20 protein-coding genes and 1 pseudogene are annotated in these 22,225 nt (G+C 66.2%); 10 read left to right on the top strand and 11 right to left on the bottom strand.

What is annotated here, in order from left to right; genetic code table 11:
* Positions 1 to 57: 57 nt before the first annotated feature.
* Complete coding sequence (locus MPSD_RS16915) at positions 58 to 396, bottom strand: MmpS family transport accessory protein (RefSeq protein ID WP_012395006.1); 339 nt, start codon at positions 394 to 396, stop codon at positions 58 to 60.
* Positions 397 to 610: 214 nt separating this feature from the next.
* Between MPSD_RS16915 and MPSD_RS16910 the strand changes: the two genes are divergently transcribed.
* On the top strand, positions 611 to 1,696 hold the full coding sequence (locus MPSD_RS16910) for an NAD(P)H-dependent amine dehydrogenase family protein (RefSeq protein ID WP_015356278.1): 1,086 nt from the start codon (positions 611 to 613) through the stop codon (positions 1,694 to 1,696).
* Positions 1,697 to 1,827: 131 nt separating this feature from the next.
* Entirely contained in the window at positions 1,828 to 3,765 is a 1,938-nt protein-coding gene (locus MPSD_RS16905; protein ID WP_020787020.1) for an Hsp70 family protein, read from the top strand.
* Positions 3,766 to 3,788: 23 nt separating this feature from the next.
* Here MPSD_RS16905 and MPSD_RS16900 read toward each other — a convergent pair whose 3' ends face one another.
* The 3 genes from MPSD_RS16900 to MPSD_RS16890 form a co-directional block, all read right to left on the bottom strand.
* Positions 3,789 to 4,145 carry a hypothetical protein gene (locus tag MPSD_RS16900; protein WP_086085713.1) on the bottom strand — a complete coding sequence of 119 codons (357 nt, stop codon included), beginning with the start codon at positions 4,143 to 4,145 and terminating at the stop codon, positions 3,789 to 3,791.
* Positions 4,146 to 4,239: 94 nt separating this feature from the next.
* Complete coding sequence (locus MPSD_RS16895) at positions 4,240 to 5,346, bottom strand: class I SAM-dependent methyltransferase (protein ID WP_036426490.1); 1,107 nt, start codon at positions 5,344 to 5,346, stop codon at positions 4,240 to 4,242.
* A 1-nt stretch (position 5,347) separates the two neighbouring features.
* Positions 5,348 to 6,301: an SDR family oxidoreductase gene (locus tag MPSD_RS16890; protein ID WP_012395001.1), complete on the bottom strand. Its 954-nt coding sequence runs from the start codon at positions 6,299 to 6,301 to the stop codon at positions 5,348 to 5,350.
* 82 nt (positions 6,302 to 6,383) lie between these two features.
* Between MPSD_RS16890 and lnt the strand changes: the two genes are divergently transcribed.
* Both lnt and MPSD_RS16880 read left to right on the top strand, forming a co-directional pair.
* Positions 6,384 to 7,886: an apolipoprotein N-acyltransferase gene (gene lnt / locus MPSD_RS16885; RefSeq protein WP_174524128.1), complete on the top strand. Its 1,503-nt coding sequence runs from the start codon at positions 6,384 to 6,386 to the stop codon at positions 7,884 to 7,886.
* Complete coding sequence (locus MPSD_RS16880; protein ID WP_020725705.1) at positions 7,883 to 8,632, top strand: SHOCT domain-containing protein; 750 nt, start codon at positions 7,883 to 7,885, stop codon at positions 8,630 to 8,632. The genes lnt and MPSD_RS16880 overlap by 4 nt, the downstream gene beginning before the upstream one ends.
* A gap of 62 nt (positions 8,633 to 8,694) precedes the next feature.
* On the opposite strand, the gene MPSD_RS16875 is transcribed toward MPSD_RS16880, so the two are convergent.
* Positions 8,695 to 9,318 (bottom strand): MBL fold metallo-hydrolase, encoded by a 624-nt coding sequence (locus MPSD_RS16875; protein ID WP_012394998.1) that lies wholly within the window; start codon positions 9,316 to 9,318, stop codon positions 8,695 to 8,697.
* Positions 9,318 to 10,403 carry an S-(hydroxymethyl)mycothiol dehydrogenase gene (locus MPSD_RS16870; RefSeq protein ID WP_011739474.1) on the bottom strand — a complete coding sequence of 362 codons (1,086 nt, stop codon included), beginning with the start codon at positions 10,401 to 10,403 and terminating at the stop codon, positions 9,318 to 9,320. The genes MPSD_RS16875 and MPSD_RS16870 overlap by 1 nt, the downstream gene beginning before the upstream one ends.
* A gap of 139 nt (positions 10,404 to 10,542) precedes the next feature.
* On the opposite strand from MPSD_RS16870, the gene MPSD_RS16865 reads away from it, so the two are divergent.
* The 3 genes from MPSD_RS16865 (at position 10,543) to MPSD_RS16855 (ending at position 13,101) form a co-directional block, all read left to right on the top strand.
* On the top strand, positions 10,543 to 11,604 hold the full coding sequence (locus MPSD_RS16865) for a class I SAM-dependent methyltransferase (protein ID WP_085981931.1): 1,062 nt from the start codon (positions 10,543 to 10,545) through the stop codon (positions 11,602 to 11,604).
* A gap of 12 nt (positions 11,605 to 11,616) precedes the next feature.
* Positions 11,617 to 12,435, top strand: coding sequence for a serine hydrolase domain-containing protein (locus MPSD_RS16860; protein ID WP_012394996.1), 819 nt, complete (start codon positions 11,617 to 11,619; stop codon positions 12,433 to 12,435).
* A gap of 153 nt (positions 12,436 to 12,588) precedes the next feature.
* Positions 12,589 to 13,101 carry a DUF3145 domain-containing protein gene (locus MPSD_RS16855; RefSeq protein WP_011739477.1) on the top strand — a complete coding sequence of 171 codons (513 nt, stop codon included), beginning with the start codon at positions 12,589 to 12,591 and terminating at the stop codon, positions 13,099 to 13,101.
* Positions 13,102 to 13,106: 5 nt separating this feature from the next.
* Here the strand turns inward: MPSD_RS16855 and MPSD_RS16850 are convergent.
* Positions 13,107 to 13,478: pseudogene (locus tag MPSD_RS16850) on the bottom strand (Rv2253 family sensor-like surface protein); the annotation flags it as partial.
* Positions 13,479 to 13,623: 145 nt separating this feature from the next.
* Between MPSD_RS16850 and MPSD_RS16840 the strand changes: the two are divergent.
* Positions 13,624 to 14,826, top strand: a complete 1,203-nt coding sequence (locus MPSD_RS16840; protein ID WP_420811909.1) for an ISAs1-like element IS2404/ISMul1 family transposase — start codon at positions 13,624 to 13,626, stop codon at positions 14,824 to 14,826.
* 297 nt (positions 14,827 to 15,123) lie between these two features.
* Here the strand turns inward: MPSD_RS16840 and MPSD_RS16830 are convergent, their stop codons facing one another.
* On the bottom strand, positions 15,124 to 16,059 hold the full coding sequence (locus MPSD_RS16830) for a diacylglycerol kinase (protein WP_174524092.1): 936 nt from the start codon (positions 16,057 to 16,059) through the stop codon (positions 15,124 to 15,126).
* 23 nt (positions 16,060 to 16,082) lie between these two features.
* On the bottom strand, positions 16,083 to 17,663 hold the full coding sequence (locus tag MPSD_RS16825) for an FAD-binding oxidoreductase (RefSeq protein ID WP_020787026.1): 1,581 nt from the start codon (positions 17,661 to 17,663) through the stop codon (positions 16,083 to 16,085).
* A gap of 47 nt (positions 17,664 to 17,710) precedes the next feature.
* On the opposite strand from MPSD_RS16825, the gene MPSD_RS16820 reads away from it, so the two are divergent.
* Both MPSD_RS16820 and MPSD_RS16815 read left to right on the top strand, forming a co-directional pair.
* Positions 17,711 to 18,280 carry a TetR/AcrR family transcriptional regulator gene (locus tag MPSD_RS16820; protein WP_012394992.1) on the top strand — a complete coding sequence of 190 codons (570 nt, stop codon included), beginning with the start codon at positions 17,711 to 17,713 and terminating at the stop codon, positions 18,278 to 18,280.
* On the top strand, positions 18,280 to 19,905 hold the full coding sequence (locus MPSD_RS16815) for a glycerol-3-phosphate dehydrogenase/oxidase (protein ID WP_020787027.1): 1,626 nt from the start codon (positions 18,280 to 18,282) through the stop codon (positions 19,903 to 19,905). The genes MPSD_RS16820 and MPSD_RS16815 overlap by 1 nt, the downstream gene beginning before the upstream one ends.
* Here the strand turns inward: MPSD_RS16815 and MPSD_RS16810 are convergent.
* Together MPSD_RS16810 and MPSD_RS16805 are read right to left on the bottom strand one after the other, a co-directional pair.
* Positions 19,835 to 20,722 carry a hypothetical protein gene (locus tag MPSD_RS16810; protein ID WP_036426492.1) on the bottom strand — a complete coding sequence of 296 codons (888 nt, stop codon included), beginning with the start codon at positions 20,720 to 20,722 and terminating at the stop codon, positions 19,835 to 19,837. The genes MPSD_RS16815 and MPSD_RS16810 overlap by 71 nt on opposite strands.
* Positions 20,723 to 20,795: 73 nt before the next feature.
* Positions 20,796 to 22,217, bottom strand: a complete 1,422-nt coding sequence (locus MPSD_RS16805) for an acyl-CoA carboxylase subunit beta (RefSeq protein WP_015356262.1) — start codon at positions 22,215 to 22,217, stop codon at positions 20,796 to 20,798.
* Positions 22,218 to 22,225 lie beyond the last annotated feature (8 nt).

Here is a 22,225-nt window from a genome sequence, read left to right as displayed (position 1 = left end):
GAGCTTAAACCGCTGGCGGCGACAACGTGGCGGTGCGGAGCCACCGCATGCGGTGGGTCAGTGTGTGCACACGGTGTGTCCGGGCGTTCCGGTCCCGGTCTGCTCGGTCACCACGCTGCCGTCAACCAGAATCCTGCAGGTAATGCTGCCCTGCCCTTGGGCGCTGAGCACGAAAACCTGCCCGCCGAAGGCGGTGAACTCCGACGACCAGGGCAGGTTGATGTTGGTCGCTCGCTGCTGGCCCTTGGCGGTTTGGTACGAGACGAACTCGGCGACGCCCGGGCCGCTCACTTCATAGCGGACCTGCTGAAACGGGTCGGCGTTCGCCACGCCGCAGGTGGCTGCGACGCCGACACCGATAGCGAGCAGAATCGCCGGTCCGCTGAGACGGCGCATGGGTCTGGCTGCCAATCGACTGGTCATGGTTTTCCATAGTGTCATCAGGTAGGACGGCATGTAAGTGGTTTGTTGGGCTCCCGCCCCGCCGGCACGAGTGCGTTTGGTGCCCGAGAACAGCGAGCGGACTCGTTGAAGACCCAAATGTGAGCCCTGATGCTAGATGTCGCCCCCGATCGCGCTTAGTGTGACGTAGTCAGGGAGGTGGCCGTTTATGTCGCAAAGTGGCGGGAAACGAGTGGTCGTCTGGGGCACCGGCTTCGTGGGCAGGATGGTGATTCCCGAAATCGTCAAGCATCCATTGTTTGAGCTGGTGGGTGTTGGTGTCAGCAATCCTGACAAGGTGGGGCGCGACGTCGGCGAAATCTGCGGACTTTCCGAGCCGGTGGGAATCAGCGCCACCGACGATGTCGACGCGCTGATCGCGCTGCGGCCCGACGCGCTGGTGCATTACGGCCCGACGGCGATGCACGCGCAGGACAACATCTCACTCATCACGCGCTTCCTGCGGGCCGGCATCGACGTCTGCTCGACCGCAATGACGCCGTGGATCTGGCCGACGATGCACCTGAACCCGCCGCAGTGGATTCAGCCCATCACCGAGGCTTGCACGTTGGGGGAGTCGTCGTGCTTCACCACCGGCATCGACCCGGGATTCGCCAACGACTTGTTTCCCATGACCCTGATGGGTTTGTGTTCGGAGGTCCGGCGTGTGCGGGCCTCCGAACTGCTGGACTACACGAACTACGAGGGCGATTACGAAAAAGAGATGGGCATCGGCCGCGAGCCCGAATTCAGCCCGATGCTGGAAAACCGCGACGTGCTGATCTTCGCGTGGGGCGCCACCGTGCCGATGATCGCTCATGCCGCCGGGATCATGCTCGATGAGATCACTACCACCTGGGAAAAGTGGGTGACCCCCACCGAGCGCAAGTCGGCCAAGGGCCTCATCAAAGCGGGCCACGTGGCCGCGGTGCGGTTCACCATCAATGGGGTCTATCAGGGCGAAACCCGCATCCAACTGGAACACGTCAACCGCATCGGCCACGATGCCGCGCCGGACTGGCCCTCCGGCCACGACGACGACGTCTATCGGGTGGATATCGAAGGAACTCCCAGCATCTTCCAGGAGACCGCGTTCCGGTTCACCGACGGTTCCGGGCGAGATCCAGCCACCGCCGGGTGTCTGGCGACCGGCATGCGGGCGCTCAATGCGGTGCCTGCCGTCAACGACTTGCCGCCGGGCTGGGTCACCGCGCTCGACCTGCCGCTGATTCCAGGCGCGGGCACAATCCGTTGACCTGCGTCGATTGCTTGGCGTTGAAGTGCTTATACAGCTGGCGCATAGCTGGCGCAGAGATTGGCTATAGGTTCTATCGACAGAATTTGAGTTAGGCGGGTGGCGTGCCGCCGGACATGGGGACTTACTAGATGGCAGAGGGAGCACGGCCCGCGCTGGGTCTATCGATCGGTGCCACCAATCTGGCGGCGGTAACCGCCGATAGCGCCATCCTGCGAAAGCCCGTACTGACGCTGTACCGACAGCGTCCACCCGAGATCGGACTGCCGTCGGAGAACCCGAGGCTGGATCAGTCCGGTTTGGTGATCAGCGACTTCGTGGACCGCGTCGGGGACCAGATCGGCATCGTCGCGGCCGACGGGTCGGTGCATCGCAGCGAGGCATTGGTGGCCGATGCGTTGCGGGCGTTGGCATATACGGCCACCGGCGGTCACACCCTGCCCGCCAGTACCGCAGTCGCCTATCCCGCTCACTGGACCACGAGCGCGGTAGACGCATTGGGCGCCGCATTGGGCCGGGTTCCGGAATGGTCGCCGGCGGGGCAGCCTCTGCTGCTGATCCCGGACGCCGCGGCGGCGTTGTTCGCCGCGCGTGCCAACCCTGGCATCCCGGCCCGCGGCGTCGTCGCGGTCTGCGATTTCGGTGGCAGCGGTACCAGCATCACGCTGGCCGACGCCTCCGGCGAATATCAGCCCCTGGGTGCAACGGTGCGGCACCCGGATTTCTCCGGCGATCTGATCGATCAGTCGCTGTTGACCTACGTCATGTCCGAGATGCCGGCGACGGGTTCTTTCGATCCGTCGGGGACCTCGGCGATCGGCTCATTGAACCGGTTGCGCGCCGAGTGCCGCCAGGCCAAGGAGCAGCTCTCCCTCAGCACGGTGGCCACGCTGTCTGACGCGTTGCCCGGGGTAAGCGGAGAGGTTCGGCTCACCAGGAACGAGTTGGACGAGACGATCCGCGATTCGCTCGATGGATTTGCCCGCGTTGTCGAACACACGCTGCAGCGCGCCGGCGTCCCCGCCGCGGACCCGGTCGCCATCGTCACCGTCGGTGGTGGCGCCAATATCCCGTCGGTCACCACAACGCTGTCGGGGCGCTTCGGCGTACCGGTGATTACCGCACCCCGCCCGCAGCTGACAGCCGCGACCGGCGGGGCGCTGCGGGCTGCCCGGGGACCGGGTGATTCCAGTGCGACGGTGTTGACCTCAGCGGCACCGATGACCCAGACCGCGATGGCGCCGCTGGACCCAGACGTCGGGGCGGTCGCGGCGGCCGACGCGCCGGTGTCGGCGTTGCAGCCCGCTTTGGCATGGTCGGAAGCCGACGACCAATCCCGGGCGATGCCGGTGGTCGGCGACGATTATTCGGGGGCTTCCGGCTACACCTCCGCGCGGCCCCAGCTGACCTTTGAAGAGAATGCCCGGGCGGAGCCGGCGCCCAAGTCCGTGGTGATCCCGTGGTACCGCCTGCCCGGAGTAATCATCGTCGCAACGGTGGTTGCGGTGCTGCTCGTCGGCGCCGCGGTCGCGATCGCGCTGAGCTCCGGAGAACAGCCGGCGACTCGCTCGCCCGAAGCGACCACGTCCCCGCCCACCTCGGCCCCCGCAGCCGTGCCACCGGTGACCGATGCCGGAACTTCCGCGCCCGCGCCGTCCACTCAGCCACCTGCCTCCCAGGAGCCGGCGCCGCCGCCGACACAGCAGGCGCCCCCGCCGCCGTCGACCGAGGCACCGCCGCCCTCAACCACACAAGCCCCGGTCACCACCCAGCCTCCGGCCACCACCGAGGCGCCGCCGGCAACCACCCAGCCGCCGGTCACCACCGAGGCGCCGCCCACCACGCAGGCGCCGGCGACACAGCAACTGCCCACGCCGCCCCCGATCCCGCCCATTCCCCAGATTCCGCCCATCCCGCAGATCCCGGGAATCGGTTTCCCGCAGGTGCCGCAGGTGCCGCAGATACCTCAGGTGCCTCAGGTGCCGGGAGTTCCCGGGTTCGGCCAAGTCATCGCGCCGCAGGTCATTGCGCCGCAAGTAATTGCGCCCCAGGCGGCAAACGGTCAATGAGGTGAGCGACCGCCCCGCGGCGTTCAGCTGGCGGCATCCTTGAGGACGCGCTCGTTGTAGGCCTTGTCTTGGGCGTAGTTTTCTTCGGCGCTCCACTCGCCGGTCCCGTCGGCCTTGCCTGCTGTGGCGACGTCTTTGGCCTTCGCCGCTGGGGCGTTCCGGTCACCGGCGGCTTTGGGGTCGCCGATTTCGTCGAGCCAGTCGTTGACCGCGGTCCCGGTGATGGTCTTGCCGGAACCGGGTAACACCAGCGTCGGCCGGTCCTCATAGGCAGTCATCATCTCGGCGGCCTTGTCTTGGGCGCCTTGGTCCGGCTCGATGTTGTCGCAACGATCCGGCTCCTCATGTTGGTCAGCCGGCTGATCTTGGGCTGCAGTCATGGCTCTTGCTCCCTGCGCAGTTAGTTGCGGTTGTGACCGACCCTCTGCTCCGGTTACCCATCCCGGTGCCGGGTCGAAACGCGCGCTACCGCGATCAGGCGCGCTTGGCAAGCACCAGCGATGCCAGCGGAATCCGCATCGGCTCGGGCTGGCTTGCCAGCCGGTCGGCGACGGAAGCCTCCAGCTGCTCGATGAACGCGGTTGCGCGAGGGTCGCCGGTCCCGCAGTCCAACGCGGCCGCGAGCGTGGGGAACAATGCCGCCCGGGCGAAGCCGGCCCACTGCGCTCCGAAAGCCTCTGCGTCGCCGTCTGATTGGAAGGCGGCCCAGAACCGGTCCTCGGCGTTGAACACGTCGAGCTGCTCGATGGTCAGACCCTCGAACCAGCCGCGCGGCGCAAACGGAGCGCGCAGGTCCTTTTCGGCCCGGGCGACCACAGGTATCGCCATGCGTCGCAGCTCTTCTGGGCGCAGCAGCCCGTCGCGCACCTGATCGTTGAGCGCCGCCACAAGCGCGTCGTTCATCGGTCGATAGCCGAAGTGGCCGTGTTCGTCGAGCGCCATTGTCAGCACCACCAATCGCCCGCCCGGACACAGCTCCCGCCGCCGGAAGGCAAGAAAGTCTTGCCAATCCGTGGCGGCCTGGTGCGCGTATGCCGCGCGCGCTCGCTCGTCTTTGCTGTAGGCGACTTGCGCGTGATCGGTGAGTTCCGGCGCCCCCGCGGGGATTCGGCTAAGCCATTGGATCGCCCATGAACTCCAGCCCAGGCTCACCGTATTGCTGGGCAGGATCTGGGTATAAAACGACCTGCCGACTGCCGATGCGAAGCTCGCCGAGTCATGGTGCAGGTAGCTGTCCGGGTCATCGGCCAAGGTGCGGAACAAGGCAGTGAAATCGTTGTCCGGTACCTCGGTGTGCGCCACCATGATTGCGCGATCTTCGCGGATGCGCCGGCGAAGTGCGTTGATCGCGGCCATCATGGGCTTGAGTGAATTGTGGCCGGTGGCCACCCCATAGTCGGCGATGACGACCGGTTGCGGTGCATCGGGCAGCGGCACGGTTTGGGCGGCCTTTTCGAACAGCGTGATGGCCGGCGACAAGCCCGCGGCCTGTAGTCTTGACGACTGGCTGTAGGTCGCACTTTCCATTGGCGCCGGCCGGACCACCACACTTGACTCCGGCAGCCTGATCTCCCGTGGCATGTCAGCTCGACGTGGGGTAACCGACACCCGTGAGACGTTCGGAAACCTCCCAAAGGCGTTGGCAGTCAGCGTCATTGCCAGCACGAGCGGGCACCTTGGCCGCCCTCACACCGCCACCGGCCGCCTCATAGAAGCCCCGCGGGCCGTAGAAAGCACCGCCCTCGGCCTGCGGTGTAACGGCGGCGTAGAGCGCCGGCAGGATCCCGTCTTCGATTTCTTGCCAAAGGAACGGAGCGAAACGCCATGAGGTGGTGTAGAACCGCTGCATCAGTGCCGGCTTCTCCCGCCCATGCGAAGGCCCGCTGATCTGCAGGTTGGTCTTGGTCAGTCCTGGGTGCGCCGCGTTGGACATCACGCCCCAACCCGCCGCCCGGCTGCGACGGTCCAGCTCGCGCGCGAACATCAGCACCGCCAGCTTGGATTGACCGTATGCCGTCATCGCAGCGTATGACTTCTCGAACTGCAGGTCGTCAAAGTGGATACGGCCACGCCGGGCCGCCAGGCTGCTCAGCGATACCACCCGCGCGCCTTGCGCCGCGCGCAGCAGCGGCAGCACGTGCGCGGTCAGCGCGAAGTGTCCGAGATGGTTACTGCCGAACTGCAATTCGAAGCCGTCGGCGGTGGTATCACGTTCGGGCGGAGTCATGACGCCGGCGTTGTTGATCAGGATGTCGATCGGGCGGCCCTCGGAGTTGAGCTGGTCACCCAATGCGGCTACCGACGCCAGCGAGGACAGATCGAGCGCTTTGATACTCAACTTGGCATCGGGCACGGCACTGCGGATCTCCTCGATCGCCGCCTCGCCCTTGGCGCGGTTACGGATTGCCATCACCACATCGGCGCCCGCCGCCGACAGCCGCCGGGCCAGCCCAAAACCCAACCCGCTATTGGCTCCGGTGACTATCGCGAGTTTTCCGGACAGATCGGGCACGGTGGCGATGAGATCGCTGGCCATGCGTATCACTCCCTTTCCGGTGTTGCTGTCCAGTGTGCGCTTTTCCCCGCTATCCGCGAGTCGGAGCGGCATGCTTTAGCCCATGGTCCCGCACCCGAGAGCGCTCCGGCGGCGTGCTTTCGGGTGGACGGCAGCATTGGCCCTCGGCACGCTACCCGCGCTCGCTTTCCCGGCGCCATCGTGGTGGTGGTTGGCCTGGTTCGCGCTGGTGCCGCTGCTGCTGCTGGTGCGGGCAGCGGCGACGTCCGGCGATGGTGCGGTGCGGGCCGGTTGCGGTGTTGCCGGCTTCGTGCTGGCCAACCAGTACTGGTTGGCCGCCAGCATCGGCCCGCTGCTGGCGTTGTTGGCTCTCGGAATGGGCGCGTTGTGGTTGCCGTGGGGTTGGGTTGCGCACCGCCTGCTGTCGGCACCGCTTTCCGCCGCCCGCGCGGCTGGGGCACTGGCCGTCGTACCGAGCGCCTGGGTGGTGGCAGAAGCGGCGCGGTCCTGGCCGCCATTGGGCGGTCCGTGGGCTCCGCTGGGTGCGTCGCAATGGAACCAGCCCTACACGCTGGCGTCGGCATCGGTGGGCGGGGTGTGGCTGACCAGCTTTCTGGTGATGGCCGTCAATACCGCCATCGTGGCCGGCATCGTGGGCCGAGGGCTGCCCCGGCTGGTGCTGCTGGGCTGCGCGGTGGCGGGGGTGGGCCTCGGACCGCTGTGGTACCTCGTTGGCCCAGCTCCCGCTGCGGGTCCGGCGATTCGGGTGGCGCTGGTGCAGCCGGGCCCCATCGCCGACTCGACGGCCCGCCAGGCGGCCGGTGAAGAACTGACCGCCGGCTTGGTGGGTCAACGGCCGGACCTGGTGGTCTGGGGGGAAAGCAGCGTCGGCCACGACCTGGCCGACCATCCCGGCGACCTGGCCCGGCTGGCGGACCTGTCCGCGCGGGTTGGCGCGGATCTGCTGGTCAATGTCGATGCGCGGGCACCGGGCGGGGGCATCTACAAGTCGTCGGTGCTGCTCGGTGAGCACGGCGTGGCGGGCAGCTACCGCAAGACCCGCTTGGTGCCGTTTGGTGAATACGTTCCGCTGCGGCGGTTGGTTGGCTGGATCACCCAGGGCACCAAGGCCGCCGCGGAGGACCGGCGGCGGGGAACCGGCCCGGTGGTGCTGCATGCCGGACCGCTGGCCATCGGACCGCTGATCAGCTACGAGACGACGTTTTCCGATCTGGCCCGACGCGAAGCGCTGCTGGGCGCCGAGTTGTTGGCATTCCAGAGTTCCACCTCGTCGTTTCAAGGGAGTTGGGCGCAGCCGCAGTTGGCCAGCCAACCCGCGGTGCGTGCCGTCGAAGTGGGGCGACCCGCGGTGCACGCCGGGTTGTCCGGTGACAGTTCGGCCTTCGACGCCCGGGGACGCCGGCTGGCGTGGTGCCCGTCGGACTTCGCGGGCGTGACGGTGGACAGCATCGAGCTGGGTTCGCGCGACACGCTGTATCGACGACTGGGGGATTGGGTGCCGGTGACGGCCCTGGTGGTGCTGGCGGGATACGCCGGCTCAGCTGGGCTTCGCCGCTATCGAATGCGTGACACACTGCGTGCATGACTAGCAGACGGGTCGCCAAGTTTTCGCTGACCGTCGCCATCCTCACGTTGGTGGTGTCGGTGGCCGGCTTCATCGTCACCCTGGTGCTCAACGCGTTCTTCCTGGACAAGTACGACGCGTACGGCGAGGTGGCGATCCCCGGTTCGGGCAGCGTGCATTTGCCGGCCGGAGATGTCACCGTCAGCCTGCACACGCTGGTCATCGGCGGCACCAACGGCGTTGGCCTGCCGGTGCCGCCGTTGGGGATCTCGATCAGTCCGCCCGACGGTGTACCGCAACCGGAGGTAACCGAAAGTATCGGCAGCACAACGACGGTCAACAACGACGCCCACGTACGGGTATGGATGGTCCGCGTTCCCGTCGAGGCCACCTACCGCGTCACGACCGACGGTGAGGTCGGCGGATACATCAACCCCCGGCTGGCGTTCGGGCACCAGAGTTCGTATGGCTGGTTGGTGTGGGTTTTCGTCGCCATGTTCGGCGTCGGGCTGATCGACTTGGTGCTTTCGGTGGTGTGGTTGAGCCGCAGCCGCCCGGCCGCATCGGCGTCGCCGGCCAGCCCCTACTTTGCCGAAGCACCCGTCCTGGCTTCCCACCCCAGCGATCCGCCCAGGACGGCCTACGAGCCCAGCGACGACGGGATCAGGCTGGAGCGGCTCAAGACGCTGGCGGCGTTGCGCGATTCGGGGGCGCTGACCGAGGAGGAATTCCAGAGCGAGAAACGCCGGATCCTCGACGGCAGATAGCCGGCGTCGCGCGGGCGCGTGGCTTGCTTGCCGATTTCGGTGAGCGTTTGACCTGTTGCGCCCTAGTGGCCGCGGGCCACCCATTCTTCGTAGTGCACGATTTCGTCGCCGATGGTGGTGCTGTCGCCATGGCCGGTATGCACGACGGTGTCGCCGGGCAGCTTGCCCAGCCGTTCGGATATCGACTGCAGGATGGTCGGGAAGTCGGAAAACGAGCGTCCCGTCGCGCCGGGTCCGCCGCAAAACAGCGTGTCCCCGCTGAACACCACATCCAGCTCCGGGGCGTACCAGCACACCGATCCCGGGGAGTGGCCCGGAGTGTGCAGTGCGCGTAGCTCGGTACCGCCGACCCGCAGCGTCTCAACGTCAGAGACAGCGCGAAAGTCCTTGTCCGGATGGGTCATCCGCCACAGCATCTCATCGCCGGGGTGGAGCAGCACCGGAGCGTCGAGTGCCGCGCCGAGTTCGGGAGCCACCGTCACGTGGTCGTTGTGGCCGTGGGTGCATACCACCGCAACCACATTGCGGCCGGCGACCGCCTCGATGATCGGAGCCGCCTGATGGGCGGCGTCGAAGACCACCACATCGGAGTCGTCGCCGACCAGCCAGATGTTGTTGTCGACTTCCCAACTGCCGCCGTCGAGTTCGAAGGTTCCGTGGGTCACCACCCGGTCGATGTGAACCACTACAACACCACCACCGAGCGCAGCACCTTGCCGGCGTGCATCTTCTCGAATGCCTCCTCGATACCGCCCAGACCGATCTGCTCGGAAACGAACTTGTCCAGCGGAAGCCGGCCCTGCAGGTAGAGGTCGATCAGGGTGGGGAAGTCGCGCTCGGGTAGGCAATCGCCGTACCAGGACGACTTCAACGCGCCACCGCGGGAGAAGAAGTCCACCAGCGGCATGTCCAGCCGCATGTCGGGGGTGGGAACCCCCACCAGGACAACGGTTCCGGCCAGATCGCGAGCGTAGAACGCCTGCTTCCAGGTTTCGGGCCGGCCGACCGCGTCGATCACCACGTCGACCCCAAAGCCGCCGGTGAGGTCCTGGATCGTTTCGACGACGTCGAGTTCGCGGGCGTTGACGGTGTGGGTGGCGCCGAAGGCGCGCGCCCACTCCAGTTTGGTGTTGTCGGTGTCGACGGCGATGATCTTCTTGGCTCCGACCAGCGCCGCACCGGCGATGGCGGCATCACCCACGCCGCCACAACCGATCACCGCGACGGTGTCATCGCGGGTGACGCCACCGGTGTTGACCGCGGCGCCCAGTCCGGCCATCACCCCGCAACCCAACAGGCCCGCCACGGCGGGGTCGGCCGCGGGATCAACCTTGGTGCATTGGCCGGAGTGCACCAGCGTCTTGTCGGCGAATGCCCCGATGCCCAGTGCCGGGGTGAGTTCGGTGCCGTCGGTCAGTGTCATCTTCTGCTCGGCGTTGAACGTGTCGAAACAGTAGCTCGGCCGGCCCCGTTTGCAGGCCCGGCACTGGCCGCACACCGCACGCCAGTTCAGGATCACGAAATCGCCTGGCTCCACGTTGGTTACCCCGGGCCCAACCGCTTCGACCGTGCCCGCGGCCTCGTGGCCCAACAGGAACGGGTACTCGTCGTTGATGCCGCCCTCGCGGTAGGTCAGATCGGTGTGACAAACGCCGCAAGCGCTGATATCGACGACGGCTTCGCCGGGCCCGGGATCCGGGACGACGATGTCCACCAATTCAACGGGTTCGCCCTTTTTCCGGGAAATTACGCCGCGCACTGTCTGACTCATGGCCTCTAACCTACTGTTCGGCATTCGCGGCGGTTGCGCCGCGCCTGCGCTCGCGGCGCCCATATTGCGTTGAGCTTTGGTCTCGATAGCCGGCCCGACGGGCGGCGATGCCGGTGTAGCGTCGCTGAGCATGACGGCAATCGACGGCGGAACCGAAACCACGGAGGAATTCGGCGGCAGAATTGTCGCGGCCATCGACAGCGCCGGTTTGACGATCTTGCTCAGTGTCGGACATCAGACCGGGCTGCTGGATGTCATTTCTCAATTGCCGCCGTCCACTAGCGCCCAAATCGCCGAGGCGGTGGGCCTCGACGAGCGCTATGTGCGGGAATGGCTGGGCGGGATGACGGCCGGGCAGGTGATCGAGTACGACGCCGAGACGGCCACATATTCGCTGCCCGAACATCGCGCGGCCATGCTGACGCGGGCCGCCGGCCCGAACAACCTGGCCCGCGTGACGCAATTCATCTCACTGCTCGGAGAGGTCGAACAGAAGGTGATCGCCTGCTTCCGGGAAGGGGGCGGTGTGCACTACACCCAATACCCGCGCTTTCACACGCTGATGGCCGAGATGAGCGGCGAGGTATTCGACAGTGCGCTGGTCGACGTGATTGTGCCGCTGGTCGAGGGCCTTCCCGAACGCTTGCAGGCCGGCGCGGAGGTGGCCGATTTCGGTTGCGGTAGCGGTCACGCGGTCAACCTGTTGGCGCAGGCATTTCCGAAAAGCCGGTTCACCGGCATCGACTTCTCCGAGCCAGCCATCGCGGCTGCCTCCCAGGAGGCGCAGCGTCGCGGCCTGTCCAACGCAACCTTTCAATCTCGGGATCTGACCACCCTGGACGATGTCGGGGTCTACGACGTCATCACCGCCTTCGATACCATTCACGATCAGGCGCAGCCGGCGCGCGTGCTGGAGAACATCTACCGCGCGCTGCGGCCCGGCGGCGTGCTGCTGATGGTCGACGTCAAGGCGTCGAGCCGACTCGAAGACAACGTCGGCAACCCGATGAGCACCTACCTGTACACAATTTCGATGATGCACTGCATGACCGTGTCGCTGGCGCTGGACGGCGTCGGCTTGGGGACGGTGTGGGGCAGCCAGCTGGCCACCAAGATGCTGGCCGACGCCGGATTCGAGGACGTGACGGTGGCCGAGATCGAGTCGGACCCGCTGAACAACTACTACATCGCCAGGAAGTGACGAACCGCCACGATGGCTGCTCTGGACGCTCTTGATGATTGGCCGGTACCGGCCGCCGCCGCAGCGGTGATCGGCCCTACCGGTGTATTGGCGACGCACGGCAATGTCGAGAAGGTCTTCGCGTTGGCCTCGGTGACCAAACCGATGGCGGCGCGCGCCGCGCAGATCGCGATCGAGGAAGGCGTCGTCGACCTCGACACCCCGGCGGGCCCGCCCGACTCCACCATTCGCCACCTCCTGGCGCACACCTCGGGCCTGTCAATGCACACCAATCAGGTGCTCGCCCGGCCCGGGACCCGCCGCATGTATTCCAACTACGGCTTCACCGCGCTGGCCGAAGCCGTGGCGCAGGAATCCGGAATCGAGTTCAGTAGCTATCTGGCCGAGGCGGTGTTCGAGCCGCTGGGCATGTCGACGAGCAAGCTGGAAGGCGGCGCGGCCGCGGCCGGGTTCGGGGCCACCTCGACGGTTGGCGACCTGGCGCTGTTCGCGGGCGACCTGTTGCGTCCGTCGACGGTCTCCCCGCCGATGCACGCCGAGGCGATCGCCGTGCAGTTTCCCGGTCTGGACGGTGTGTTGCCCGGATTTGGTGTGCAGCGCCCCAACGACTGGGGGCTGGGATTTGAGATCAAGAGCGCCAAGTCGCCGCACTGGACCGGTATCCGCAACTCGCCGCGAACCTACGGCCATTTCGGGCAGGCGGGCGGCTTCATCTGGGTGGATCCCGAAGCCGACCTGGCGCTGGTGGTCCTTACCGACCGTGATTTCGGGGACTGGGCGCGAGAGCCCTGGCCAGCGCTTTCGGACTCCGTACTAGCCGAATATGCCTAATGCGAACTGCACACTAGCGCAACAGGGGTCTCACAGGGCACAATAGACACGCAAGACATCAAAAATCGCAGAAGTTTCGTCGCAGGCATCCCGCCTATCGGGTTCACCAGGTCGTTGGGGAAGACGTCCCTCGTGGAACCGAAGGAGTAAGAGATGCGTGCATCGAATCAGTTCGCCGACGTGACGAGCGGCGTGGTGTACGTCCACGCCTCTCCAGCGGCGGTGTGCCCGCATGTCGAGTGGGCACTGTCGTCGACCCTGCATGCCAAGGCGAACCTGGTCTGGACGCCGCAGCCGGCGATGCCTGGCCAGTTGCGTGCCGTCACCAACTGGGTCGGGCCGGTGGGCACCGGCGGCCGGCTGGCCAACGCGTTGCGCTCGTGGTCGGTGCTGCGGTTTGAGGTCACCGAGGATCCCAGCCCCGGCGTGGACGGGCAGCGGTTCTGCCACACTCCGCAGCTCGGCTTGTGGAGCGGGGCGATGAGCGCCAACGGCGACACCATGGTGGGTGAGATGCGGCTTCGGACCCTGATGGCGCAGGGGGCGGACACCCTTGCTGCCGAATTGGACTCGGTGCTCGGAACGGCGTGGGACGAGGCGCTGGAGGATTACCGCGACGGTGGCGACACCGGTGAGGTGACCTGGCTCAGCCGCGGCGTCGGCTAGTCCGGCTAGCTGACCGGCACCGCGACCGGTTTGGCCGACAACGGCATATCGACGTTGCCTTTGCACGCGCCGCTGTAGATGTTGGTGTGAAAGACGCCGGTGAGAATTCCGTAGTCGCCGGGCGTGTACACCGAGATGGATTTGGCCGGGTTGTACTCAATGGTGCCGTCCGGCAGTAGACAATCCCAATTCCAGGTCATCTCGCGTACCCATTGGGACCCGTTCCAGGTGAATTCGATTGATTGCGGCATGGATTCATTTTTGGGCGGGGGAGGGTTATTCACCGTCGCAGTGCAGACGCCCGCCGAGCAGCTGGAGCTAATGGAGACGCTGGTCCGGTGGGCAAACTCGGGTTGGCTGGCCGCGATGCTGGTGCCGGCAGGGCTCCGGCGTTGTTGATTAGCAGGCTTGTGAGCTGGGTTGATGATCTTTGGTGCCGCGCTATTGGGGCCGGAGTGTAGGCACGGGCTATCTGGAGAACGATCGAGTTGGTTACTGTTCGTCGTTGGTCTGGAGTTGCCCGTGCCTACCGTTTCAGTATTGCCTGTGTCGTCGGTTCCAGAGGTGTTCGACCGCTGGAGTCCTGGTGAGCGCAGCGAGCTCATCGGATCGGAGTTTCTCGATGTGTTGGCCTCGGTGCCAGACCCGAGGGACCCACGCGGTCGGAGGTATTCGCTGATGGCTTTGTTGGCGATCGCGGTTCTGGCCACTGCCGCGGGGATGCGCGGCTATGCTGGTTTTGCCACATGGGCGGCCACCGCTCCCGATGATGTGTTGGCCCAATTAGGGGTCCGGTTCCGGCGGCCCAGTGAGAAGACCTTCCGCGCTGTTTTGTCTCGGCTAGACCCCGCCGACCTCAACGCCAGGATGGGCAGTTACTTCACTGCACACGTGGCCAGCAGCGACCCCAGTGGATTGGTGCCGATCGCGTTGGACGGCAAGATGCTGCGTGGTGCTTTACGCGCCAAAGCGACAGCCACGCATCTCGTGTCGGTGTTCGCCCACCGTGCCCGATTGGTGCTCGGTCAACTCGCTGTCGCCGAGAAAAGCAATGAAATTCCCTGCGTACGTGCCCTGCTCACGCTGCTGCCGGGTAGCTTGCGGTGGCTGGTCACCGTGGATGCGATGCATACCCAGGTCGTCACCGCGAAGTTGATCTGCGCCACCTTGAAGTCGCACTACCTGATGATCGTCAAGTCCAACCAAGCCAAAATATTTGCGCGTATCACCGCGCTGCCCTGGGCCGAGGTGCCCACAGCCGCTACCGACGACTCCCGCGGCCACGGCCGTGTCGAGACCCGCACCCTGCAAATCATCACCGCTGCACGAGGAATCGGCTTCCCCTACGCAAAACAAATCATCCGGATCACTCGTGAACGCTTGATCACCGCCACCGACCAGCGCAGCGTGGAGGTGGTCTATGCCATCTGCAGCCTGCCGTTCGAGCACGCCCGCCCTACCGCGATCATGACCTGGATGCGTCAACACTGGGGAATCGAGAACAGCCTGCACTGGATACGCGACGTCACCTTCGACGAAGACCGTCAAAGGGCACATACCGGAAACGGCGCACAGGTCCTAGCAACGCTACGCAACACCGCGATCAATCTGCACCGCCTCAACGGCGCCGACAACATCGCCGAAGCCTGCCGGATCACCGCTTTGACCGCCAACCGCCGCCTAGACCTCCTCAATCCACAATTCCCCAGTTCACAAGCCTGCTAATCAACAACGCCGGAGCCCTGCTGGTGCCGGTCTTCGCATTGGCGGCGAGCGTCAGAATGTAATCCCCATTCCATGCCGCAACTTCACCCGCGTAAGCCGGCGGCGCGAAACACAACGAGACGCAAAACCAAGCCGCTGCCGCGGCTCCAAGTCCGGTTTGGTGAGGCCTCGACATCTTTCCTCCCAGGTGAGCGGCTCTGAGAAAGATGTCGTATTCGGTGCATTAGGTGTTACAGGAAGGGGCGTCGACAGGTCGCCCGAGAATTGGCATCGGCGACCCGGCAGCGCTGCAAATGATTATCGGTCGTTGGGCCGCAATATCTGCAGTGCGCCCGCAACCGCGGAGATATTGGCCGGCAATGGGCACGCGTAGTCACCGTCGGCATACACGTTGATGCCAGGACATTCAACGTCGATGGACTTGGCTCGTGCGGTGGTCACTTCGTCGAGCTCCACATGAGTGCCCTTGACCACCGTCGGGAACAGCCGCAGGAATCTGCTGCGCGGGCCGGATCGCACCATGGTGATGTCCAGCAGACCGTCGGTACGGTCGGCGTTGGGGCACATCAGCATCCCGCCGCCGTAGCTGCGGGTGTTGCCGAAGGTCGCCAGCGTGAGGTCGGTTTCGATCTCCTCGGTGCCGTCGAGCACGAGCCGGAATGGCAATGGCCGCAGCTGCGACAGTTCGACCAGCATCGCGATGTAGTACCGCAGTCGTCCGTGTGGCCAGGTCATCCGGTTGGCCCGGTCGGTTACCAGCGAATCGAAACCGGTTGCGGCCAGGGTGCCAAACCATTTGTCGCACTTGTCTTTGCCGCTGCCGGCCTGAATCCGGCCCAGGTCGATGGTTTCGGTCCAGCCGTCCACCACGATGTCCGCGGCGGCTTCGGCATCCTTTGTGGGAATCTCGAATTCACGTGCGTGATCGTTGCCGGTGCCGGCCGGGATGATGCCCAGCGGGACATCGGTTTCGGCCAGCACCTGCAACGCGTTGGAGATGACGCCGTCGCCGCCGGTCACGACGACCGCATCGGTGCCCTTCTCGACCGCCGCGGCCAGCAGGTAGCGCGCATCCTCGGCGTTTTCACCAACGATCTCGATGACCTCGACGCCACGATGATGCAGCCGGGCGATCGCGTGCTGGGCGGCCTGGACCGCGGCACCATGTCCGGACAGCGGATTGGTCAGGGCGGTCACCTTGCTGATGCTGCGCTGACGTAGTTGCCCTGCCAACGGGTTGACCGGGTTCTCGGGGGTCACGGAATCAGCTTGCCGGGGTTGAGGATCCCAGCCGGGTCCAGGGTGGCCTTGACCGCGCGCAACAGCTGCACACCCAGGTCGCCCACCTCGTCGCGCATCCAGGGCCGGTGGTCGGCGCCGACGGCGTGGTGGTGCGTGATGGTTGCGCCGGTGGCCATCATCGCATCGGATGCGGCCTTCTTGGCGGCCATCCATTGCTCGATCGGATTACCCCGCTGCCCGGCGACGACGGTGAAGTACAGCGATGCACCGGTGGGGTAGACGTGCGAGACGTGGCACATCACCAGCGCCGGGGTGCCCGACTCCGCCAACGATGTGGTGAGTGCCTCGGTAACCGCGGCTTTGACCGCGGCAATGTTGGACCAGTCGGTGGCCGTCTCGAGGGTTTCGCAGAGCGCACCGGCGGCCAGCAATGAATCGCGCAGGTAGGGAGCGCTGAACCGGCCATGCTCCCAGCTCTGGGCCGGGCCTTCACCCAGCGACTTGCCGCCATGGGCCTCCAGCGACGCGCGGGTCTCGGCGTGCCTGCTTTCGGTGTGTTCCTTGGTGCCCTCGAACAGGGTCAGCCCCAGACATCCGCCGGTTACCTGGTTTTCGCCGATCGACTCGTGGGTGGCCAGGTTGATCCCGGTTTCGGCCTCATCGGAAAGGCGCACCACGGTCGGGCCGGTGCCGGTCTGGGTGATCGCGCGCAGGGCTGCGACCCCGGTGCTGAAGTCCGGAAACGACCACGCCTCATATCGGGTGGTTTCGGGCACCGGGTGCACCCGCAGCCGCACCTTGGTGATGACACCGAAAACACCTTCCGAGCCGATCGCCAGCTGACGCAGGTCCGGACCGGCGGCGGAGGCGGCCACCCGACCAAGATCCAGCACGCCTGCCGGAGTGATCATGCGCAATCCGATGATCATGTCGTTGAAGCGGCCATACCCGGCCGAGTCCTGGCCTGAGGACCGGGTCGCCGCGAAGCCGCCGATGGTTGCGTATTCGAAGCTCTGCGGGAAGTGCCCGAGAGAGAAGCCGCGCTCGCCGAGCAGCCGTTCGGCGTCCGGGCCGGTGACGCCGGCGCCCAGTTCGGCGATGCCCGAGACTTCGTCGAGGGAGTGCAGTTCGTTGAACCGGCGTAGGTCCAGCGAGATCACGGCGCTGAACTGGCCGCGGTTGGGGTCCAGCGCACCGGTCACGTTGGTGCCGCCCCCGAACGGGACGATCGCAATGCCCTGATCCGAGCAGTACCGCAGGATCTCGGCAACGGCCTGGTCGTCGCCGGGCAGCAGGACCGCGTCTGGCGCATCCTGGATGCCGGTGTCCTTCCGTCGCAGCATGTCGGGGGTGGACTTGCCGCCAGCGCGCAGCAGCCGGTCGCGGTCGGCGGTGCGCATGTATTCGGGCCCGACAATCTTGGCCAGCGCATCCTGATCGCTTTGCGACAACGCGCACGGGCGCAGCTTGACCTGGTCGGCGCCGAGTTCGGCTTCGCCTGAATCCTCAAGGCCCACAACCTGCTTCAGGAGGGCCCGGATGCCGTCGGAGAGCGGCTTGGCTGCGGCGGGATCTCCCCACGCGTTCCATTTCATCGGTGGAAGGAGTTCCTCAGGATGCGTCATGCGTTACAATATTACACATGTTGTCAATGAGTAATGCTCCCGAAGATATTGGGGACCGCATACTTCAGGCGGCCGCGAGCTGCGTTCGCGACTACGGTGTCGACCGCGTGACCCTCGCCGAGATCGCGCGGCGTGCGGGCGTGAGCCGCCCCACCGTGTACCGCCGCTGGCCGGATACGCGGTCGATCATTTCGGCGCTGCTGACCAGCCATGTCACCGACGTGGTGCGCGCGGTGTCCCTCGACGGCCATGACCGACAGACCGTGGTACGGCAAGTGGTCGCCGTGGCCGATCGGCTCCGGGGCGACGAATTAGTCAAGGCACTCATGCACTCGGACCTGGCCCGGGTGTACATCACCGAGCGTCTCGGCGCCAGCCAGCACTTCCTGCTCGAAGGACTTGCGGCGCGGCTGCAAGTCGCCCAAGGAACGGGCAGCGTCCGCGCCGGCGATCCCCGCAAACTTGCGGCCATGGTCTTGCTGATCACCCAGTCGACCATCCAGTCGGTGGACATCATCGATCCGATCCTCGACTCCGAGGCCCTGGCCGCAGAACTCACCTACTCACTGAACGGATACCTGGCCTAATGCCTGACTCGACCGCACTCAACGCCGCTCGCCGCAGCACCGAACTCACCGCACTCGCTGACGGCGAAGCGCTGGACGTCCTCGTCATCGGCGGCGGCATCACCGGTGTCGGTATCGCCTTGGATGCCGCGTCGCGGGGCCTGCAAGTGGCCCTGGTAGAAAAGCATGACCTGGCCTTCGGCACCAGCCGGTGGAGCTCGAAACTGGTGCACGGCGGGCTGCGGTATCTGGCGAGCGGGAACGTCGGCATCGCCCGCCGCAGCGCCATCGAGCGCGGAATTCTGATGACGCGCAATGCCCCGCATCTTGTTCACGCGATGCCGCAACTGGTCCCGTTGCTGCCGTCGATGGATCATCTCAAGCGTGCCCTGGTGCGGACTGGGTTCCTGGCCGGTGACGCGTTGCGGATGCTTGCGGGCACGCCATCCTCGACATTGCCCCGGTCGCGGCGAGTTTCAGCGCAGCGTGTGGTGGAGCTGGCGCCGACCGTGCGGCGTGACGGGTTGGCCGGCGGCCTTCTCGCCTACGACGGGCAATTGATCGATGATGCCCGGCTGGTTACCGCGGTCGCGCGCACCGCGGCCCAGCACGGTGCGCGCATCCTGACATATGTTGGGGCGTCCGAGGCCACCGGCACGTCGGCTCGGTTGACCGACCAACGTAGCGGAGAGTCGTTCGACGTGTCTGCGCGCGCGGTGATCAACGCCGCTGGAGTGTGGGGTGGCCAGATCGACCCCGCGCTGAAGCTGCGTCCGAGCCGCGGCACCCATCTTGTGTTCGATGCGAACGCCTTCGGCAATCCGACTGCGGCGCTGACTATTCCGATTCCAGGTGAACTCAACCGGTTCGTGTTCGCCATGCCCGAGCAGTTGGGCCGCGTCTATCTCGGGCTTACCGACGAAGACGCCCCAGGTCCGATTCCCGATGTGCCAGAACCTTCTTCGGAAGAAATCATGTTCCTGCTCGATACGGTCAACACCGCGCTGGGCACCGCGTTGCAGACTTCTGACGTCATCGGAGCCTACGCCGGTCTGCGACCGCTGATCGACACCGGCGAAGGTCGCACCGCTGACGTCTCGCGCGACCACGCGGTCATCGAGTCGCCATCGGGTGTGATCAGCGTGGTCGGTGGCAAGCTGACCGAATACCGTTACATGGCAGAGGATGTGCTCAATCGCGCCATCAGCTTGCGGCAGTTGCAGGCCAACCAGTGCCGAACGCGAGACCTGCCGCTGATCGGGGCGCCGGCCACCCCCGGGCCGGCCGCCGGTCCGGGTGGCCTGCCCGAGTCTCTGGTCGCGCGCTTCGGAGCGGAGGCGGCCAACGTCGTCGTGACCGCAACATGTGAGCGGCCTACCGACCCGGTCGCCGAAGGCATCGACGTGACCAGGGCCGAGTTCGAGTACGCGGTCACCCACGAGGGCGCACTGGACGCCGAGGACATTCTCGATCGCCGGACCCGCATTGGGTTGGTGCCCCATGATCGGCAGCGCGTGGTCGGCATCGCCGAGGATTTTCTGGCGGGGGTCTGCTCGCGGGGGGAGGGCGGGGCCGTCAGCTGGCTGCGCGCAGGCGATCGAGGTGGTTGCCGATTCTCTGCACGAGACGGCCGCGCTCGCGTCTGACGTCATCGACGACAATCGGGATGATCGTCCACCCGAGGTCTTGGATCTTGGCCCAGCGGGTCTTGTCCCGCAGCATTTCCACTCGTCCGGCGTGCCAGTCGATGCTGTCGTATTCGGCGGCCAGGCGCAGGTCGGGCCAGGCGAAGTCCACTCGCCACAGCTCGCCATCGGAACCGTGGATTAGATACTGCAGCTCCGGACGCGCCAACCCGCCATCAATCATGACCAGCCGGGTCTCACTTTCCATGGCCGACTCCGCGCGTGGGTCGGCAAGTGGCAGGAGTTCGCGTACCGCAACGATCCCGCGCCGGCCGTGCTGCTCGGCAACCGCGGATTCGATTTGATCGCGAGTGCACTGCATTGACCGCAGCGCGGCATCAAGTGTTGCCAGTGCTCGCGGACGGCGCAGCGCTCTGGCGACCTCGACGGCCGTCCATGCCGGGGCGGTCGCCAGCCGCCCGGCCACCCGCTGCAACCGCGCGCCAATGCGTTGATGAACCATCAGGCCGATCGTGGGGCGCATCCGGACGCCGGGGTCCAGTACGTGGACGGCGGAGCTGCACTCGGTGTCGAACCCGTACAAAGTGGCTGCCGTACCCATGCACGCCACGACCGGCCGGCCCATGAATACGTCGAGTGCGGTCAAGCGGCCCAACAGATTCGGTTCCTCGGCCGCGTAGACGCCATGCCATACCCGCACCAGGCTGCCGTTTCTGACCCGAACATCGAGCTGTTGGCGGGTCATGACCGTCAACAGCTGCGCGGTCGTGGCGAACCCGCCGGATTTCTGCAACAGCGCCTGGGCATCTGTGGGCACTGACCGAGGATGCGAGCAGGGCCTCGGCTTGGCCAGTCAGGCTGGGGATAACCGCGCCTGCTCGCGGGAGAAATCAGAGCGGGATGTTCTTGTGGCGACCGCGGCGTGCGGGTGCCTGCGCCAGCGCCTCGGTGAGCCTGCTGCGAGTGTGCGCGGGGTCGATCTTCTCGTCGACCACACCGATGTCGACGGCGCTATCCACACCACCGGCGATCCGCTCGTGCTCGGCGGCCAGCTCGTCGTGCAGAGCCTCACGCTCGTGCTCGGCCGCAGCGGCCAGCTTCTTCTTGTGCAGGATGCCGACCGCGGCCTTGGCGCCCATCACCGCCACCTCGGCGTCCGGCCAAGCGAACACCTTGGTCGCGTTGAGCGAACGCGAGTTCATGGCGATGTAGGCCCCGCCGTAGGTCTTCCGGGTGACCAGCGTGACACGCGGAACGGTGCACTCGCCGAAGGCGTGCAGCAGTTTGGCGCCGCGGCGCACCACGCCGCCCCACTCCTGGTCGACGCCGGGCAGATAACCCGGAACATCCACAACCACCACCAGCGGGATGCCGAACGCGTCGCACAGGCGCACGAAACGTGCTGCCTTCTCGGCGCTTTCGGAGTTCAGGCAGCCGCCCAGTCGCAGCGGATTGTTGGCCAATACCCCGACGGTGCGGCCGGACAGCCGTCCCAGGCCGACCACCATCGACGGCGCCCAGTTGGCCTGGAACTCGTCGAAAGGCGTGTCCGCATCAAGGATCGCGGTCACGATCGGATGCACGTCGTAGGCCCGCCGAGCCGACTCGGGCAGCAGCGCGTGGATGTCGGTGTCGCCGGCCTCTGCCTTGCTGCGGTCGAAATGCCCCTGCTGGCAGAACAAGCCGACCAGGCGGCGGCCCCGCTCGTAGGCGTCGAGCTCGTCGTCAGCGACGATGTGGCACACCCCGGACTTCTTGTGGTGGGTCTCCGGGCCGCCCAGCGAGGCCATGTCGACGTCCTCGCCGGTAACACTGCGCACCACGTCGGGCCCGGTGACGAACACCCGGCTTTCCGGTGCCATGACGACGACGTCGGTCAGCGCCGGCCCGTAGGCGGCGCCGCCGGCGGCGAAGCCCACGACCACCGAAACCTGCGGGACATAGCCCGACGCGCGGATCATGGCTTCGAATACCTGACCGACCGCGTGCAGTGCCCGCACGCCCTCGGCCAGACGGGCGCCGCCCGAGTGCCAGATACCCACAATCGGGCTCTGCTCGTCGATCGCCGTGTCATAGGCGTTGACGATGTGCGCGCAGCCTTCGACACCCATCGCGCCACCCATTACGGTGCCGTCGGTGCAGAAAGCAATGGTGCGCACACCGTTCACGGTGCCCGATGCGGCCAGCACTCCGGACCGGTCACGCTCGTGCAAAAGCACCACGGTGCCGTCGTCGAAGAAGTTGCTCAGTCGCAACAGCGGGTCGCGGGGGTCGAGCGACTCGCCAACCGCCTCGGGGGCCATGATTGTCATCGCAGGTC

Origin of the sequence: Mycobacterium pseudoshottsii JCM 15466 (assembly GCF_003584745.1) — a bacterium.
Taxonomy (GTDB): domain Bacteria; phylum Actinomycetota; class Actinomycetes; order Mycobacteriales; family Mycobacteriaceae; genus Mycobacterium; species Mycobacterium marinum.
The sequence above is the reverse complement of the archived record's forward strand: the minus strand, read 5'-3'. Positions and strand labels throughout refer to the sequence as shown.

What these genes read in the sequence shown, in the direction of transcription:
- MPSD_RS16905 (WP_020787020.1), top strand. Translation starts at nt 1,828, where the DNA reads ATGGCAGAGGGAGCACGGCCCGCGCTGGGTCTATCGATCGGTGCCACC.
- lnt (WP_174524128.1), top strand. Translation starts at nt 6,384, where the DNA reads ATGGTCCCGCACCCGAGAGCGCTCCGGCGGCGTGCTTTCGGGTGGACG.
- MPSD_RS16820 (WP_012394992.1), top strand. Translation starts at nt 17,711, where the DNA reads ATGTTGTCAATGAGTAATGCTCCCGAAGATATTGGGGACCGCATACTT.
- MPSD_RS16855 (WP_011739477.1), top strand. Translation starts at nt 12,589, where the DNA reads ATGCGTGCATCGAATCAGTTCGCCGACGTGACGAGCGGCGTGGTGTAC.
- MPSD_RS16815 (WP_020787027.1), top strand. Translation starts at nt 18,280, where the DNA reads ATGCCTGACTCGACCGCACTCAACGCCGCTCGCCGCAGCACCGAACTC.
- MPSD_RS16900 (WP_086085713.1), bottom strand. Translation starts at nt 4,145, where the DNA reads ATGACTGCAGCCCAAGATCAGCCGGCTGACCAACATGAGGAGCCGGAT.
- MPSD_RS16870 (WP_011739474.1), bottom strand. Translation starts at nt 10,403, where the DNA reads ATGAGTCAGACAGTGCGCGGCGTAATTTCCCGGAAAAAGGGCGAACCC.
- MPSD_RS16910 (WP_015356278.1), top strand. Translation starts at nt 611, where the DNA reads ATGTCGCAAAGTGGCGGGAAACGAGTGGTCGTCTGGGGCACCGGCTTC.
- MPSD_RS16890 (WP_012395001.1), bottom strand. Translation starts at nt 6,301, where the DNA reads ATGGCCAGCGATCTCATCGCCACCGTGCCCGATCTGTCCGGAAAACTC.
- MPSD_RS16825 (WP_020787026.1), bottom strand. Translation starts at nt 17,663, where the DNA reads ATGAAATGGAACGCGTGGGGAGATCCCGCCGCAGCCAAGCCGCTCTCC.
- MPSD_RS16860 (WP_012394996.1), top strand. Translation starts at nt 11,617, where the DNA reads ATGGCTGCTCTGGACGCTCTTGATGATTGGCCGGTACCGGCCGCCGCC.
- MPSD_RS16895 (WP_036426490.1), bottom strand. Translation starts at nt 5,346, where the DNA reads ATGCCACGGGAGATCAGGCTGCCGGAGTCAAGTGTGGTGGTCCGGCCG.
- MPSD_RS16805 (WP_015356262.1), bottom strand. Translation starts at nt 22,217, where the DNA reads ATGACAATCATGGCCCCCGAGGCGGTTGGCGAGTCGCTCGACCCCCGC.
- MPSD_RS16880 (WP_020725705.1), top strand. Translation starts at nt 7,883, where the DNA reads ATGACTAGCAGACGGGTCGCCAAGTTTTCGCTGACCGTCGCCATCCTC.
- MPSD_RS16915 (WP_012395006.1), bottom strand. Translation starts at nt 396, where the DNA reads ATGCGCCGTCTCAGCGGACCGGCGATTCTGCTCGCTATCGGTGTCGGC.